This window comes from Rhodococcus sp. T2V (genome assembly GCF_029269925.1).
Taxonomy (GTDB): Bacteria; Actinomycetota; Actinomycetes; order Mycobacteriales; family Mycobacteriaceae; genus Rhodococcus_F; species Rhodococcus_F koreensis.
Genome location: NZ_JARJBD010000055.1, coordinates 1 through 16,461, shown reverse-complemented (window position 1 = coordinate 16,461; position 16,461 = coordinate 1). Strand labels below are relative to the sequence as shown.

The 16,461-nt window shown below is 68.2% G+C and carries 13 protein-coding genes; 10 read left to right on the top strand and 3 right to left on the bottom strand.

Annotation, left to right across the window (positions count from 1 at the left end; genetic code table 11):
• Positions 1 to 40 precede the first annotated feature (40 nt).
• From P3H15_RS34340 to P3H15_RS34325, 4 genes are all read left to right on the top strand, one after another.
• Positions 41 to 1,945, top strand: a complete 1,905-nt coding sequence (locus P3H15_RS34340) for an NAD(P)/FAD-dependent oxidoreductase (protein WP_276141334.1) — start codon at positions 41 to 43, stop codon at positions 1,943 to 1,945.
• 47 nt (positions 1,946 to 1,992) lie between these two features.
• On the top strand, positions 1,993 to 2,835 hold the full coding sequence (locus P3H15_RS34335; protein WP_276141333.1) for an alpha/beta fold hydrolase: 843 nt from the start codon (positions 1,993 to 1,995) through the stop codon (positions 2,833 to 2,835).
• Complete coding sequence (locus P3H15_RS34330; protein ID WP_276141332.1) at positions 2,835 to 3,569, top strand: SDR family NAD(P)-dependent oxidoreductase; 735 nt, start codon at positions 2,835 to 2,837, stop codon at positions 3,567 to 3,569. The genes P3H15_RS34335 and P3H15_RS34330 overlap by 1 nt, the downstream gene beginning before the upstream one ends.
• A 166-nt stretch (positions 3,570 to 3,735) precedes the next feature.
• The gene (locus P3H15_RS34325) at positions 3,736 to 7,029 is read left to right on the top strand and encodes a protein kinase (protein WP_276141331.1); all 3,294 of its coding nucleotides are present in this window, start codon (positions 3,736 to 3,738) and stop codon (positions 7,027 to 7,029) included.
• Here the strand turns inward: P3H15_RS34325 and P3H15_RS34320 are convergent.
• On the bottom strand, positions 7,000 to 7,872 hold the full coding sequence (locus P3H15_RS34320; protein ID WP_276141330.1) for an oxygenase MpaB family protein: 873 nt from the start codon (positions 7,870 to 7,872) through the stop codon (positions 7,000 to 7,002). The genes P3H15_RS34325 and P3H15_RS34320 overlap by 30 nt on opposite strands.
• Before the next feature lie 128 nt (positions 7,873 to 8,000).
• Between P3H15_RS34320 and P3H15_RS34315 the strand changes: the two genes are divergently transcribed.
• A complete protein-coding gene (locus tag P3H15_RS34315) occupies positions 8,001 to 8,651 on the top strand; it encodes a TetR/AcrR family transcriptional regulator (protein ID WP_276141329.1) in 651 nt (216 codons plus the stop codon).
• On the opposite strand, the gene P3H15_RS34310 is transcribed toward P3H15_RS34315, so the two are convergent.
• A complete protein-coding gene (locus P3H15_RS34310) occupies positions 8,648 to 9,112 on the bottom strand; it encodes a DUF6069 family protein (protein ID WP_276141328.1) in 465 nt (154 codons plus the stop codon). The genes P3H15_RS34315 and P3H15_RS34310 overlap by 4 nt on opposite strands.
• A 172-nt stretch (positions 9,113 to 9,284) precedes the next feature.
• Between P3H15_RS34310 and P3H15_RS34305 the strand changes: the two genes are divergently transcribed.
• The gene (locus P3H15_RS34305) at positions 9,285 to 9,833 is read left to right on the top strand and encodes a nitroreductase family deazaflavin-dependent oxidoreductase (RefSeq protein WP_276141327.1); all 549 of its coding nucleotides are present in this window, start codon (positions 9,285 to 9,287) and stop codon (positions 9,831 to 9,833) included.
• Here the strand turns inward: P3H15_RS34305 and P3H15_RS34300 are convergent.
• Complete coding sequence (locus P3H15_RS34300; protein ID WP_276141326.1) at positions 9,811 to 10,377, bottom strand: TetR/AcrR family transcriptional regulator; 567 nt, start codon at positions 10,375 to 10,377, stop codon at positions 9,811 to 9,813. The two genes, P3H15_RS34305 and P3H15_RS34300, sit on opposite strands and share 23 nt — an antisense overlap.
• Positions 10,378 to 10,625: 248 nt before the next feature.
• Here P3H15_RS34300 and P3H15_RS34295 point away from each other — a divergent pair, with 248 nt between their 5' ends.
• From P3H15_RS34295 to P3H15_RS34280, 4 genes are all read left to right on the top strand, one after another.
• Entirely contained in the window at positions 10,626 to 11,864 is a 1,239-nt protein-coding gene (locus tag P3H15_RS34295; RefSeq protein WP_276141325.1) for a cytochrome P450, read from the top strand.
• A gap of 26 nt (positions 11,865 to 11,890) precedes the next feature.
• Positions 11,891 to 12,517: a TetR/AcrR family transcriptional regulator gene (locus P3H15_RS34290; protein ID WP_276141324.1), complete on the top strand. Its 627-nt coding sequence runs from the start codon at positions 11,891 to 11,893 to the stop codon at positions 12,515 to 12,517.
• A 34-nt stretch (positions 12,518 to 12,551) separates the two neighbouring features.
• A complete protein-coding gene (locus tag P3H15_RS34285) occupies positions 12,552 to 14,261 on the top strand; it encodes an AMP-binding protein (protein WP_276141323.1) in 1,710 nt (569 codons plus the stop codon).
• Positions 14,258 to 16,461: biotin carboxylase N-terminal domain-containing protein (locus P3H15_RS34280; RefSeq protein WP_276141322.1), on the top strand; the 2,204-nt coding region annotated here is incomplete at its 3' end. The genes P3H15_RS34285 and P3H15_RS34280, both read left to right, overlap by 4 nt.

Below are 16,461 nucleotides of genomic sequence, written 5' to 3'. Positions count from 1 at the left end.
CCACGTGCACACTGGTTCCCCATACTGCTACGGAGACGACATGGATTTCACGCTCGATCGCGCGATGACAGAGGATGAGCTTCGCGCACACCTCGATTCGGCCCTCACGCCCGCGCTCCTGATGTTGACGGCCCACGTCACGGGTGACGCCGGCGTACTGCGTACGGAATGGAAGCCCACCCGGGCGACGTTGCCTGCCAGTGGACTCGCACCCGAGACCGACGCGGAGATCAGAGCCTTCTGCCTGAAGCGCCTCGCACCGTACCTCTCCGCGCAGCGGGACTGGGCTGCACTGCCCGACGATTCCCTGCGTGAGTCGATGTGCACCTGGTTGATGGACGAGAACATCGAGGACGCCCAGGCTCTGGCCGCGGTGGCCTTCACACCCGACGACAGCGATCCTCGCGGGCCGGAGTGGAATCTCGACGAGATCGCTCCCGACAGCGGCCTGAGTGCCGTGGTCATCGGCGCCGGATTCTCCGGTCTCCTTGCCGGACTTCGACTGAAGCAAGCAGGTGTGCCCTTCACGATCCTCGAGAAGAGCACGAATGTCGGTGGCACGTGGTACGAGAACAGCTACCCGGATTGCCGGACCGACGTCCGCAGCCACATCTACACGTACTCGTTCGTTCCGCACGACTGGGTCACGCACTTCGGCCGCCAGCAGGCCATCCACGAGTACCTGTACAACTTTGCGGCGAAGAACGGTCTCCTGGAGCACATCTCGTTCGGCACCGAAGTAACCGCGACCCGGTGGGACGAGAGCACCAGCACCTGGACGATCGACACCCGCATGTCCGACGGCGTCGCCGGCTCGTCCGAGGCTCAGATCGTCGTCAGCGCTGTGGGACAACTGAACCGGCCGATGATCCCCGCCGTCGACGGCCTCGACACCTTCACCGGCCCGGTGATGCACTCCGCACAATGGGACCACGGCGTCGATTTCGCCGGCAAACGCGTCGTCGTGATCGGGACCGGCGCCAGCGCACTGCAATTCGCTCCGGCGATCGCGAAGGAAGCGGAGCACGTCACGATCTTCCAGAGGAGTGCCCCCTGGTTGCGGTCGACGCCGGTGCTCCGGCAGGCGATCGACCCCGGCGAACGCTGGCTCCTCACCAATCTGAAGCACTACCGCGCCTACTACCGTTTCTCCATCTTCCTGCCCCGCCTCATCGGCAACCTCCCGGCCGCAACGGTCGATCCGGACTTTCCGCCGACCGAGGTCTCGGTGTCCGCGGCCAACGAGGCCCTTCGTGTCGAGCTGACCGACTACCTCACCGAACAGGCCGGCGACCGACTCGATCTGCTCGAGCAGATCATGCCCGACTACCCGCCCGCCGCGAAGAGAATCATCTGCGACGACGGCACGTGGGTCGCCACCCTCAAGCGGGACAACGTGCGCCTGGTCAGCCAGGCCGTGCAACGGATCGACAAGGACGGTGTCTGGATCGGTGACGAGCACGTCCCCGCCGACATCATCCTGTTCGGAACCGGCTTCAAGGCTTCGGAATTCCTCGTCCCCATGACGGTGACGGGCATCGGCGGACAGGACCTGCACCAGACCTGGGGTATCGACGCCAGCGCCTACCTCGGCATCACGCTGCCCGGCTACCCCAACTTCTTCTGCATGTACGGCCCGAACACCAACACCGTCATCCACGGCAACCTGGTGTTCTTCCTCGAGTGCCAAGCCGCGTACATCATCAGCGCGGTCCAGATGCTGGCCAAGGGCGGCCACCGTTCGATGGCCCTTCGACCGGACGTGTTCACCGAGTACACCGACGAGGTCACCAAGGAGAGCGCCAAGCGCACCTGGGGCTGGTCGAAGACCCACAGCTGGTATCAGAACGCCGCCGGGCGGTCCACCATCATGTGGCCACTCCCGGCCCGGCAGTACTTCGAGCGCACCAGCGCGGTGCACGACGAGGACTACCACATCCACTGACCCGCACGACGTCATCATCCGCATTTTTCATTTCCCCGGAGGCTACTTTGATCACCGAGACAACGGCGGTTGTCGCCAACCTCGAAACCCGCTACCTGACGGGCGGTCCGGAAGACGGCGTCCCCGTCGTGTTCCTGCACGACGGCGCGTGGGGCGGCAGCGCCGACGTGACGTGGGGGCAGGTCCTGCCCCTGGCCGCGGAGAAGTACCGGGTCATCGCCCCGGACTTTCTCGGTTACGGCGGATCCGCCAAGTCCGTTCGCCTGGATGTCTCACCGTTCGCGTTCCGGATCCGGCACGTCTTCGCCTTGCTCGACCATCTCGGCATCGACGGTCCGGTACACCTGGTCGGAAATTCGTTCGGTGGATCGGTGGCTCTGCGGGCGCTGGCCGACGGTGACTATCGATCCCGGATCGCCTCGGTCACCACACTCAGTGGCACCGGTGGCCCCTGGAAAGCGCCGGACATGGGCAAGCTGCGCGACTTCGACGGTTCGGTTGCCGGTATCGAGGCGTTCGTCGACCTGCTGTGCGACGACTTCTCCGGCAGGGCCGGACAGGTGGACGCCCGGTACAGGTGGGCCGTCGCGCCCGGTCACTTCGGGTGCATGAGCGCTCCGCATCTGCCGGTACCCGAGGCGATGCGGAAGGAGCGCCCGGCCGACCCCTACCCCGCCACACTTGCCGGCGTTCAGACCCCCGTGCTGCTTCTCGAGTGCTCCGAGGACGTGCTGCTCGAGGCGGGGTGGAGCAAACACCTCCAGGCCGAACTCCAGAATTCCCGCGCCATGGTCCTGCCCTACCGGCACTGCCCGAACATCACCCATCCGAAGGAGACGTGGGCCGTGATCGGCGAGTTCCTCGACAGCTGCACCGGCGGTACGAACTGATGCCGACCCCGGGCGGCACTGCCGCGACCGCATCCACCGTGGGTTCGCTCGTTCTCACCGGCGGATCGTCCGGAATCGGCGCCGGGCTGGCGGGCGATCTGGCAGGCGAGTGGGACATCACCGTCGTCGATCGGGATCTGCCGGAAACACCTGCCCCTCGTGTGACGTACCTCCAGGGCGACATCACCACCGACGACGCGGTCGACACGGTTCGCAAGTCCCTGACCGAGAACGGCCGGGCAACGATCGACGGCATCGTCCACTGCGCGGGCATCGGCGCATTCGGCCCCTTCATGGAGATGCCGAAGTCCGAGTGGGAACGGGTGCTTCTGGTCAACCTGCACGGAACACTCAATTTCGTCCAGGGTGTCGCCGGCATGGTCGCGGACGGCGGCAGAATCGTCCTGTTCTCGTCCGGGACGGTCTTCAAGGCCCCGGCGAGCGCAGCGGCGTACGCGGCCTCCAAGGCCGGCGTGATCGGCTTTGCCCGCAGTCTCGCCGCGGAACTCGGGGCCAGGAACATCACGGTCAACGTGATCGCCCCCGGTTTGGTGCTGACCCCACTCTCGACGGCAATCGCCGCAGGTGAAGAGGCCAACATCAACACGCGAGCGATCAAACGACCCGCAACGGTCGAGGACTTCGTCGGCCCGACCCGATTCTTCCTCTCCCCCGGTTCCTCCTTCGTGACCGGGCAGACGCTCGTCGTCGACGGAGGTTCGATCCGCCGGTAGGCGGCGCCGCCGGGACCGCCACCTGTCGCCTGCTCGACGGCCGCGTGACCGAATTCCGGATCGTCTCGGTCCGCGGCCCGGGCGGCGGCGATAGTCTGGGAAGGGTCTTCGAGAGGTAGGCGGATGACACCACGGTTCCCGGGGCGGCACAGGGGCGGATAGCGCGTTGGCAACCGACGGCGATCCGCTCCGCACACAGCGCGATACCGACACCGCGACGACGGATGAACTGCGCGCGGCCGGGTTCGACGATGCCCGGGAGATCGGGCGTGGGGGCTTCGGCGTGGTGTACCGCTGCACTCAGTCCGCTCTGGAGCGCGCCGTGGCCGTGAAGGTTCTCAGCGGCGACCTCGACGACGAGAGCCGGGCCAGGTTCCTCCGTGAGCAGCGAGCGATGGGCAGGCTGACCGGGCACCCGAACGTCGTGAGTGTGCTCGAGGTCGGCGTCACGCCGAGCGGGCGTCCGTTCCTGGTGATGCCCTACCATCCGCAGGACTCCCTCGACACGCGGATCCGCAGGCACGGCCCGCTCACCGTCACCGAGGCGTTGCGGTTGGGAGTGAAGATCGCCGGCGCGCTCGAGACGGCGCACCGGTTCGGCATCGTGCACCGCGACGTCAAACCCGGCAACATCCTGCTCACCGACTACGACGAACCGGCGCTGACGGACTTCGGCATCGCGCACATCACCGGCGGTTTCCAGACCGCGACCGGAACCATCACCGGATCACCCGCGTTCACCGCCCCGGAGGTCCTCGAGGGCGACACCCCGAGTCCGTCCTCGGACGTGTACGGCCTCGGGGCGACACTGTTCGCCGCGCTGACCGGACATGCGGCGTTCGAGCGCCGCAGCGGTGAACAGGTGGTCGCGCAGTTCCTGCGGATCACCACGCAACCGGCACCGGACCTCCGTGAGTCCGGTATCGAAGCCGACGTGGCCGTCACGCTGGAACAAGCCATGTCGCGAGACGCGCACGCGCGCCCGTCCGCCGCCATACTGGGTGAAGCGCTGCAGGACATCCAGTTTCGCCGCGGTGCCCCGGTCGACGACATGGCGTTGCGCCCGGACCCCGACGCGGCCCGACCAGCGGGGCGCCCCGCACGACCGCCGACAGCACGATCGTCCACCGGTTCCTCGGGAACGCCGACCGACGGGAGCCTTCCCCTGGACTTGACGAGCTTCGTCGGCCGGCGAAAAGAGCTCGCCGAGGCCAAGAAACTGCTCTCGGCGTCGCGGCTGGTCACGTTGACCGGAATCGGCGGTGTCGGCAAGACCCGACTGGCGCTGCGCGTCGCGACCACCATCCGGCGGGCCTTCGACGACGGAGTCCGGATGGTCGAATTGGGCGAACTGCGCGACGGTTCGTTGCTGGGAGAAGTCGTGGCGGCCGGGCTGGGATTGCGGCAGCGGTCGCCGAGACCGCTGCAGACCCTCGTCGAGTTCCTGGAGCCGCGCGACATGCTGCTGGTCCTCGACAACTGCGAGCAGGTGGTGGAGGCGGCGGCAGATCTGACGGAGACCGTGCTGCGTACCTGCCCCGGCGTGCGGATTCTCGCGACCAGCCGCGAAACCCTGGACGTCGCGGGGGAAGCCGCCCTGCGCGTTCGCCCACTGGCGCTCCCGGATTCGGACGCGGAACCGTCGCCGAAGAATCTGCCCGGATACGACGCGGTGACGTTGTTCGCCGAACGGGCCACCACGGCCGTACCCGGCTTCGAGGTCGCCGACGACAATGCCGCCACCGTCGCCCGGATCTGCATCCGGCTGGACGGCCTGCCCCTGGCCATCGAGTTGGCGGCGGCGAGGCTGCGTTCGATGTCGCCGGAACAGATCCTGCAGCGGTTGACCAACCGGTACGAGCTGCTGACCCGCGGAAGCCGGAGTGCACCGACCAGGCAGCAGACGTTGCGGTGGAGCATCGACTGGAGCTACGACCTGTGTCTCCCCGCCGAGCAGCAGCTGTGGTCGCGGCTGTCGGTCTTCGCCGGCAGCTTCGAACTGGACGCCGCCGAGGTGGTGTCCATGTACGACGCCGAACCGGCCGGTCTCATCGATCTCGTCGCGTCGCTCGTGGACAAGTCGATCCTCATCCGCGAGGGATCGGGGGCGGTGGTGCGATTCCGGATGCTCGAAACGCTGCGCGAGTACGGCCGGGAGAAGCTCGAACAGGACGGCACCCTCCCGGACCTCCGGCGGCGGCATCACAGCTGGTACCGGCAATTCGCCCTCCAGGCCGAATCCGAATGGATCGGCCCCCGGCAGGTCGCCTGGCTCGCCCGGCTCGAGCGTGAACAACCCAACCTGCGCGAAGCGATGGAGTACGGCCTGTCCACGGCTGCCGACTCGGCCGATGCGGGGCTGGAGATCGCGACCGCACTGTATCCGTTCTGGGTTTCCCGAGGGCTGCTGCGAGAGGGACGCCGCTGGCTCGACCGTGCACTGGCGGTGGAGGGCGAACACGACACCGCACTCCGGGTCAAGGCATTGCATTCGGCCGCCATCCTCGCCGGCCGGCACGAAGACCTCGAGCGGGCAGCCGAACTGATCGACGAAGGGCGTGTTCTCGCCGAGACCCGGGGCAGTGCATTGGATCGCGCACTGATGCTTCACGCCGACGGAGCGCACGCCGTGCACGCCGGCAACCCGCAGCACGCCGTGAACTCGTTCACCGAAGCTCTCCAGGTGTTACGCGGCGAGGGCGACCTTTTCGCACACGTCGCGTCGTTGCATGCGCTCGGATTGGCTCATGAGATCCTCGGGCACGCCGAGGCCGCCACCCGCTGTCTCGACGAGGCGATCCGGATTACCGAATCACACGGTGAATCGGTGTATCTGGGCCGCTCGTCCCTGACCCTCGGGCTGGTGATGTGGCGGGAGGGCGACCGCGATCGCGCGGTGCTGCTTCTGCGGCGGGGACTCGAGCTGGCCCGCGTGGTCGACGATCCGTTCGGAGCCACCTGGTGCCTCGAAATTCTCGCCTGGATCTCGTGCCGCGAGAACGATTTCCACCGCGCCGCCGTCCTGCTGGCAGCGGCCGAGATGCTTCGACGGAGGGTCGGCACGTCCATCGTTCAGATCCCCGACTTGACCGAATCCCACAAGGAATGCGAGCTCGTCGCCCGGCGCTCGCTCGGTGCACGGGCGTTCGACACTGCGTCCCGCGAGGGCGAGGCACTGGGTTTCACCGCCGCCGCCTCGTATGCCCTGGGCGAACCTCTCCCGGCAGCGCCCCGGCGCGGCGATCCCGCGGCGGCACTGACCAAACGCGAACGCCAGGTCGCCGACCTGGTCGCGCAGGGCCTGACCAACAAGGCGATCGCCGCCCGCCTCGTGATCTCTCAACGCACCGCGCAGGGTCACGTCGAGCACGTCCTCTCGAAACTCGGATTCTCCTCCCGGGCTCAGATCGCGGCCTGGGTCACGGAACTGTCAGCCGACCCGGGCGCCCCGAAACCCTGATGCCGTTCCGTCGCACGCTCTTCGGGCGATGGGAGTCAGCCTCCACCGCTCGGGCAGGATCCGGAAACCGAACCGCACGGCTGCTCCGAATCGGCGGAGCCTGCGCTCGTCGGCGGCGGACCAGTCCCAGCCGAGCTTGTCGCGGGCGACGGGCGGCAACGTTCCCCGGGCGATCCAGACGAGCAGCCGTCCGAGCGCGGGACCGACGAGACGCCACACGACCTCGGGGATGCGATCGTCGGGGCGTGGCATCGACAGTCCATTCAGAAGCCGGGACCTGCGCACCGTCTCGGTTTTCTCCAGGACGGTGCCGACCATCTCGTTCCAGTAGTCCACGAAATCGGCGTACGTCTCGGGCAAGTGGGTGGCCGACACCCCGTAGAGCGCGTACCACTGCTTCGACTCCTGATAGAGCTGTTCCTTCTCGCCTGCGGTGAGCGGTTCACCGAAGTATTCGGCGACCACGTACTGGGTGCCGAGGAACGTGGCGTGTGCCCAGAAGTACGGACCCGGGTTCAGTGCGTGGTACCGCCGGCCGTCGTCCGTGGTGCCCTTGATGTCCGTGTGCATGTCGCGGATCTTCTGGGCCTCCGCGCCCGTCGGATCGTAGAGCGCCCGGATGATCGGCCCCGCGGAACGGGCGAGCCGGGCGAGTTCGTTGTCGAAGACGGTCGAGTGCTGCACGAGGGCGGTGTCGATGACGGGGTGCATCACCTGCAGCGTGCCCGACCACGAGATGAGCAGCGCGGTTCGCCAGTCGCCGAACCGGTGCCACGTCAGCGAATCGGGTCCGAGCGCAGGCGCAGTCGAACGACGGTGGGGCGGAAGCTCGGTGGTGGTCATGGCGATCTCCTGATGCCGCTGGATGTGGAACGTGTTGCATTCAGGATGACTGTTGACATCACATGATGTCAACAGTCGGTGCGCGAGGGCACCCCGATCGACACCGGGATCGGTGAGACGATGACGGGATGAGCGACAGCGAGAACCCTCGTGGAGCACCGCGCAGATGGCGCGGCCAGGAGCCGGACGACCGCCGCGCGGCGAGGCGCGCGGCGCTGATCGAGGCCGGCCTCCAGATCATGGGAACCGAGGGCACAGCGGCCACGACGATGCGCGCGACCTGCCGTCAGGCGAGCCTCACCGAGCGCTACTTCTACGAGAGTTTCGACAATCGGGAGGCGCTACTCGTCGCCCTCCTCGACCACGTCGTCCTGGGCGCGAGGGACACCCTGCTCGGGGCACTCGAGACGGCCCCGGAAGATCCGGGCCGACTCGTCCGCCACGTCGTGAAGGCGTTCACCGGCTACATCGCCGAGGACCGGCGGCGGGGACGGATCATGTTCGTCGAGTCGCAGTCCGTGCCGGAACTGGCGCAGCGCGGCGAACAACTCGTTGCCGAGTTCACCACCCCCATGGCCGCGGCACTGAAAATGCTGGGTGCCGACGGCGCACCCCGCGACGCCGTCAACACCCAGCTGAACGCGATTGCCTTGTTCGGGGCGATCGCCTTCCTGTATCAGCGCTGGCTCACCGGCAGCCCGAAGATCTCACAGAAGCGGATCGTCGAGCACATCGCACTCACCATCGAGGCGCACGTGCCGGTGAACAGCACCCCCTAGACCTGCGCGCGGACCAGGGGCCGCCGCATCGCCTCGAGGCCGACGACGATCACCACGGCGATCACCACGTGCATGGCGGCCAGTGCGATGGTGCTGGCGGTGTCGAAGTCCGCCTGAACGGTGAGCGCGATCGTCGCCAGCGGCAGCAGCGCGCCGATCACTTCCGCGGGCCGGATGACGGCCACCCATTTCAGTGAGATGAGCGCGGCCAGCGTCATCCCGATCAACGTCGGAACCACGGTCAGGATGACGACGCCTCCGGGGGCGACACTGCTGGTCGTGCCCGCATCGGTCATCTCGAACGACCCGCCGGCGGCGAGGCCGAGCAGCCAGATGGCCAGGTTCGGGACGAGCGCGCCGATGACGGTCGCGGCGACCGCCCAGGGCCTGCTCAGTTCGAGCGTCGCCGGGTTGATCCGTGAGGTCGTGGTTGCAGAAATCGTGGCTCCGGTGTCGGACATGATCTGTACTCCCCTGTCGAGTGGCTCGAATTGCTACTGACCGATCCTGCAACCTCAACCATTGTTCGGGTCAAGGCGTGAAATCGAGGTCTTTTCGGTGGGACCTGACCATTAGACCCGCGAGATGCGCAAAACTCATCGCGATCGGCCCGAACCGCCCACCTGAGGGAAAATGGCGACCATGAACGCCGTCCCCACACCCCCTGACCGATCGCGCGCGCTCCGCAACCCGCTCCGCATCCTTGCGCGGTGGCTGGGCACCCGGGAATGGGTGATGCGGATGGCGCCGGTGATCATCTGGCTGGAGTCACACCTGCGCGCGTGGACCGGGAACCGCGTGAGCCTCATCGGCATCGCCGGCCTGCAGTCCGTGCAGCTGACGGTCCCGGGACGCAAGAGCGGCACCCCGCGGACGACGGCGCTGCTGTGCATTCCGTACGGCGACGGATACGTCGTCACCGGTTCCAATTGGGGTCGCCCCGAGCACCCGGTATGGTCGGCGAATCTGCGCGCCGCCGACGAGGCGCTCGTGAAGGCCGGGGCACGCGAGTCCCGGATGCGCGTCCGCATGGTGACCGGCGACGAACGCGAGAACCTGTGGAAATTCGTCGTCGACTACTGGCCCGGCTACCGCATGGAGCACCGGCGGTCCGGGGGACGCGAGTTCCGGCTCTTCGTGCTCGAGCCCACCCGATCGGCTACGACGTCGCGCGAATCCTGAAGATCGGCTCCACGAAGCGTTCGACGGTCCGCCGCTCGGCGGCCGCGTCGGGCAGCGGCCACGTCAACAGCGCCAGGACGACGCGCACGATCCATCCCGCGGCCTCCTCGTCGGGCGCGATGCGGGTGAGCGAGATCGCCACCCGGCCGAGTTCGGGTGCGCGGGCCAGATACTCGTCCGTACTCCTCGGATGTGCCCCGGTGAACCACCGCGCCAGGGCCGGCTCCGCACGGATCGCCACCAGTGACGCGAGGATCGCCTCCACGATCCGCTCCGAGTCCTCGAACGGTTCCAGCGCCTGCTCGACGTGGTCGGCCACGGAGTCGGCGGCACGCGACATCACGGCCGCGACGAGCGTGCGCTTGCCGCCGGCGTACCGGTAGAGCGTGGCGCGTGAACACCCGGCACGGGCCGCGACCTCGTCCACGCTCACCCCGTCGATGCCACGTTCCCGAATGAGGTCGGCAGCGGCGGCGCGAATCCTCTCGACCGCAAGCACCCGCCTGCTGCCTCCGGCCAACCAGTCCGACTGTTCCGTGCCCACGCCACCTCCAGAAACGTGATCACCATGTTGTCTCACAGTGAGACGATTACCCTCCAAATTCTAGAACACGTTCCTCATTATTGCGGTCCTGATCAGCATCGACGAAGCCGGGTCATCGCGCACTGAGACGCCGCAAGAACAGCGCGCTGATCAGCAGACTCTCACCTTGCTCGCCGCACTTGACAGCACTCGGCTCCGGCGCGAACTGTGATGATGTGCAACACGTTCTCGCCGACAAGGAGTCCTCGATGACCCACTCGCCGACCCACGGAATCGATATCTTCGATCCGGCCCACCTCGACGACCCGAACGAGCTGTACCGGATCCTCCGCGAGCACTCCCCCGTCCATCGCGTCGCAGGCACCGACTTCTTCCTCGTGTCCACGTGGGACCTCGTGACCGAGGCGGCGAGCCGCACCGACGACTTCTCCTCGCACCTCACCGGCGTACTGGTCCAGCAGCCGGAGGGACCGCCCACGACGTTCGACATGGACGGCGGCGGTCAGGCGATTCACGTGCTGGCCACCGCCGACGACCCGACGCACCTGCACCACCGAAAGCTCGTGCTGCCCACGCTCGGCCGCCGCATCCGCGCGCTGACCCCCACCGTGCAGTCGCTCGTCGACACCCTGTGGGACGAGGGGCTGCGGGACGGGCGGATCGACTGGGCGGCCGACATGGCCGACCGCCTGCCGCTGACGATGGTCGCGCATCTCCTCGGGCTGCCGGAGCAGGACGTTCCCCGACTGCTCGCCTGGGCGTACGACAGCACGGAGATGCTGGGCGGGATCGTCGACGCGGGTCGCCTCGGCCGGCTGGTGGTCTCGGTGACCGAACTGGCCGCGTACCTGCGGGCCGAACTCGTGCGGGCACGATCGCAACCGTCGGAGGATCTGCTGGGCGTCCTCGCACACGCCTGCAATGACGGAGAACTGTCCGAGGACGTCGCGACACTCGTCCTGCTCCAGCTGGTCGGCGCCGGCGGCGAATCGACCGCGGGCCTGATCGCGAACGCCGCCCGCCTCCTGGCCACCCATCCCGGAGTACAGACTCGACTCCGGCAGGAACCCGCGCTCGTCGACGCGTTCCTCGACGAGGCGCTGCGACTCGAATCCCCGTTCCGCGGGCATCACCGGCACGTGGTCGCCGACACCACACTCGGCGGCGTCGACGTGCCCGCGGGTAGCCACCTGCTCCTGCTGTGGGGCGCGGCCAACCGGGATCCGGCCGCGTTCGAGAGGCCGGACGAGATCGTGCTCGACCGGCCGCACATCCGCTCCCATCTCGCGTTCGGCAGGGGCGTCCACTTCTGCGTCGGATCGGCACTCGCCCGCATGGAGGCACTCGCCGCCACCACCACACTGCTCGCGCGCACCGACCGGTTCTCCCTCGCCGACGACGCCGAGACACGGTGGCTTCCCAGCGTTCTCGTGCGCCGCCACAGTGCACTCCCGCTGCGGATCAGGTCGTCATCGAGCCTCGATTGACATTGACGTCAATATCAACCCATACTGTGACCGTGACCACAAGCGAGGCTCAGGAGCGGGCACGGTCGGCGCGTAAGGACAACGACGGTCCCCGCCGCCGCGAACTCCTCCGCGCCGCGAGCGCCTGCTTCGCCGAACTCGGGTACGACCGGACGACCGTCGAGGCGATCACCACCCGGGCGGAAGTGTCGCGGGCGACGTTCTACGCGTACTTCTCCTCGAAGGACGAGGTGTTCCACGCCGTCGCGGCCGGCGTCTGCGAGGAGTTCCTCGAGTCGCAGCACGTCGAGGGACCGGCGAGCGAGGACCTGCGAGAGGTGCTGCGCACCACCACGAAAGCCTTCGTCGAGGCCGTCTACACCAACGGACGGGTCCTCGAACTGATCAGGCACCGTGCCGGGCTCGACCCCGAGGTCGGCCGAAGCTGGACCACCGTGCAGACGCGGCTCATCCGCCGCTACACCCGGTTCATCGAGCGCATCAACGCCACCTGCGACGTCACGCCGTGTGCACCACCCGCCCGCATCGCGCAGACCCTCGCCGACGCCCAACTCGCGGGCGCGGCCCGGCTGGTCGATGCGAGCGCCCGCGAACAACGCCGGTACACCGCAGACCTGACCGCCATCTCCGAAAGACTCATCGGCTTCGCCTAGCTAAGGACAATCCGCACAGAATCGGGAGTTCGATATGCCCACTTCGCCTTCGAGTGACCCCACGGCACTGGAATCTGCCCTCGCCGAGATACGCGAACTCCAGGACGCCGCGTGGCCACCGGAGGTTCCGCGGTCCGTCGAGTACCCGATCGAGGGCCGCACCGTGATCGACTATCTGCGGCACTGGGCAACGCAGCGGCCGCACACGGTCGCGATCGACTTCTACGGCCGTGAGATCACGTACGCCGAACTCGACGACCTGTCGGACCGCTTCGCCGGCTGGCTGCTGCGGCGGGGAGCCTCGGCAGGCGACCGCGTCGGCGTCCACCTGGCCAACTGCCCTCAATTCCACATCGCCATGCTGGGGATCCTGAAGATCGGTGCGGTCCACGTCCCGATCAACCCGTTGTTCCGTGAGCACGAACTCGCGTACGAACTCGGTGACGCCGGCGTGGAGATCCTGCTGACCCAGGATTCCTTCGCGGACATGATCGAATCCCTGCGCGGCGAGTCGGCGCTGCGGCACGTCGCGGTCACCGCCCTGTCGGACCTACTGCCCGCCGAACCCGGCGTCGCACCGCCGTTCCCCACCGAGTCCGGGCCCACCGACTGGGCGTCGATCATGGAATCCCCTCGCGCCGATCCGATCCCGATGGATCCCGACGCGCTCGCGGCACTGAACTACACCGGCGGCACCACCGGGATGCCGAAGGGCTGCAAACACACTCAGGCCCACATGGTGTACACCGCCGCCACCGCGACCCTGGCCGCCGGCAGGCAGGTGGGCGAGGCTCCCCTGGTCGTCCTCGGGTTCCTGCCCATCTTCTGGATCGCCGGCGAGGACTTCGGCATCCTGTATCCGCTGATCAACGGCGGCACCGTCGTGCTGCTCACCCGCTGGGACCCGGAAGCCGCGGCGACCCTCGTCGAACGCCGTGGTGTGACGGCGATGGTCGGCACCGTCGACAACTACGTGGAACTGATGGATCTGCCGGGCTTTGCCGAGCGGGACTTCTCCACCCTCGGCAACGCGATGGCCGTGTCGTTCGTGCTCAAACTCGACCCCGAGATCCGCGGCCGCTGGCGCGCAGCCACCGGGCACGTGCTCCGGGAGGCCAGCTACGGCATGACGGAGACGCACACCGCCGACACCATCACGCTCGGTTTCCAGACCGACGACGAGGATCTGCTCAGCGAACCCGTGTTCTGCGGGCTGCCGGTTCCGGGTACCGACATGCTGATCGTCGACGACGCCGGGGTTCCGGTGCCGGTGGGGCAACCCGGGCAGATCATCGTCCGCAGTCCGTCGCTGCTCACCGGCTACTACGGCAAACCCGACGCCACCGCCGCCGCACTTAGCGGCGGATGGCTCCGGACCGGTGACGTCGGAAAGCTGAACAGCAAAGGCGCACTGCACTATCTGGCCCGCAACAAGGAGATGATCAAGACCAACGGGATGAGCGTGTTCCCCTCGGAGGTGGAGGCACTGCTCATGCTGCATCCGGCGATTCAGTCGGCCGCGGTGGTCCCGAAACCCGATCCGGGCAAGGGGCAGGTGCCGTTCGCGTTCGTCCAGCTCCTGCCCGACCGTCAGGTGTCGGGTGAGGAACTGCGGGAGTGGGCCGCCCAGAACATGGCCACCTACAAGGTGCCCACCGTCGAGGTGCTCGATGCACTACCCATGACGGCGACGGGGAAGGTCCGCAAGGCCGACCTGTTCGCCCTGGCCGAGGAGTACAAGTGACCCTGCTGGTCGCCAATCGCGGCGAGATCGCGCTGCGCATCATCCGCTCGGCCGAGGAGATGTCGGTCGACACGGTCGCCGTCTACGCGGAGGACGACGCGGACAGCCCCCACGTGCGCGCGGCGACCGAGGCGGTCGCGCTGCGCGGCTCGGGACCGTCCGCGTACCTGGACGCTCGCGCCCTCCTCGACGCGGCCGCCGAGTTCGGCGCGACGGCGGTGCATCCCGGTTACGGGTTCCTCAGCGAGAACGCCGATTTCGCCCGCGCCTGCGGCGAGGCCGGACTCACGTTCGTGGGCCCGAGCCCCGAGGTGCTCGACATCTTCGGCGACAAGTCGTCGGCACGCGAGGCCGCCGTCGCCGCGAAGGTTCCGGTGCTCGCCGCGACGAACGGCCCCACCGACCTGGACGGCGTCCGCGCGTTCTTCGCGGAGCAGCCGCGCGGCATCATGATCAAGGCACTCGCGGGCGGCGGCGGCCGCGGCATCCGTGCCGTCCGCAGCGCGGACCGGATCGAGGAGGCGTACCGGTCGTGCGCGTCGGAGGCGGAACTCGGGTTCGGCAATCCCGCGGTGTTCGCCGAGGCGCTTCTCGAGGGCGCCCGGCACATCGAGGTGCAGGTGGTGGCGGCGCCGCAGGCGGGCGTGACGCGGGCACTCGCCGTCGGCGACCGCGACTGCAGCGTGCAGCGCCGCCACCAGAAACTCGTCGAGATCGCACCCGCGCAGGGGCTCGACCCCGGACTGCGCAGCGAACTGCACGAGGCCGCGACCCGGCTGTGCGCCAGTGTCGGCTACCGGGGCCTCGCCACCGTCGAATTCCTGGTGTCCCCGAACGGATTCGTGTTCCTGGAGGTCAATCCCCGAATCCAGGTGGAACACACGGTCACCGAGGAGGTGACGGGGATCGACCTCGTCGCCGTGCAGATCGCCATCGCGCGGGGAGCGGATTTCGCGGAACTGGTGCTGCCGGACGGGATCAGTGCCGTCGGGCTCGACACGTCGGGCACACCGGCCGTCGCGCGCGGCATCGCCGTCCAGTCCCGGGTGAACACGGAAACGATGCGCGCCGACGGTCAGGCCGTTCCCGCCTCGGGCACGCTGTCCGTGTTCTCCCCGCCGACGGGACCGGGGGTGCGCGTCGACACCTACGGGCGGCCGGGGCTGTCGCCGAGCCCGCGGTACGACTCGCTCCTCGCGAAGGTGATCGTTCATTCCCGAGGGCAGTCGTTCGCGGCGGCGGCACGCAAGGCGAATGCGGCGCTCGCCGAGTTCGTCGTCGAGGGCGTCCCCACCAACATCGGCTTTCTCCGGGCGATTCTCACGGATCCCGGCTTCGCCGACGGCGTCGTCGGCACCGACTACCTGGCGGAGCGGATGGGTGCCCTCGTCGACGCCGCGCACGTGCATCATCCGGCGGAGGCCGCGGCGGACACGCTCGAGTTGCGGGCAGGCGAGGACGTGCTGCGCGCGCACCTGGCCGGGACGGTCGTGGACTCGGCCACCGAGGGGGCCGCCGTGACACCGGGTGCGCACCTCGTGGTGCTCGAGGCCATGAAGATGCAGCACGTGATCGTCGCCCCCACCGCCGCTGTGGTCGAGCGGAGTCTGGTGTCGCCCGGGCAGACGGTCAACGCCGGCGATCCATTGGTCGTGATCCGCCGCACCGGATCGGAGGCCGGCGACGTGGCCGACAGCGCAACCGATCTCGATCGTGAGCGTACCGATCTGGCGGAGATCCGGCAGCGGCACGACTACACCCTCGACGCCGCCCGGCCCGCCGCGATCGCGAAGCGGGCGAAGCTCGGGCGGCGGAGCGCGCGTGCCAACATCGAGGACCTGGTCGACCCCGGCAGCTTCGTCGAGTACGGGCCTCTCGTTCTCGCTGCGCAGCTTAGTCGCCGCTCCGAGCAGGACCTGATCGAGAACACCCCCGCCGACGGCCTGATCGCCGGCCTCGCCGCAATCAACGGGGACGTGTTCGGTCCGCAAAAGTCGCAGGCGGTGGTGCTGTCGTACGACTACACGGTGCTCGCCGGAACCCAGGGCATGCGGAACCACGCCAAGACGGACCGGGTGATCGAACTCGCGGGCCGCAAACAGGTTCCGGTCGTCCTGTTCGCGGAGGGCGGCGGCGGACGTCCCGGCGACACCGACGCCGGTCCCGCCGCGGGCCTGGACCTGAACACCTTCCGGTCGCT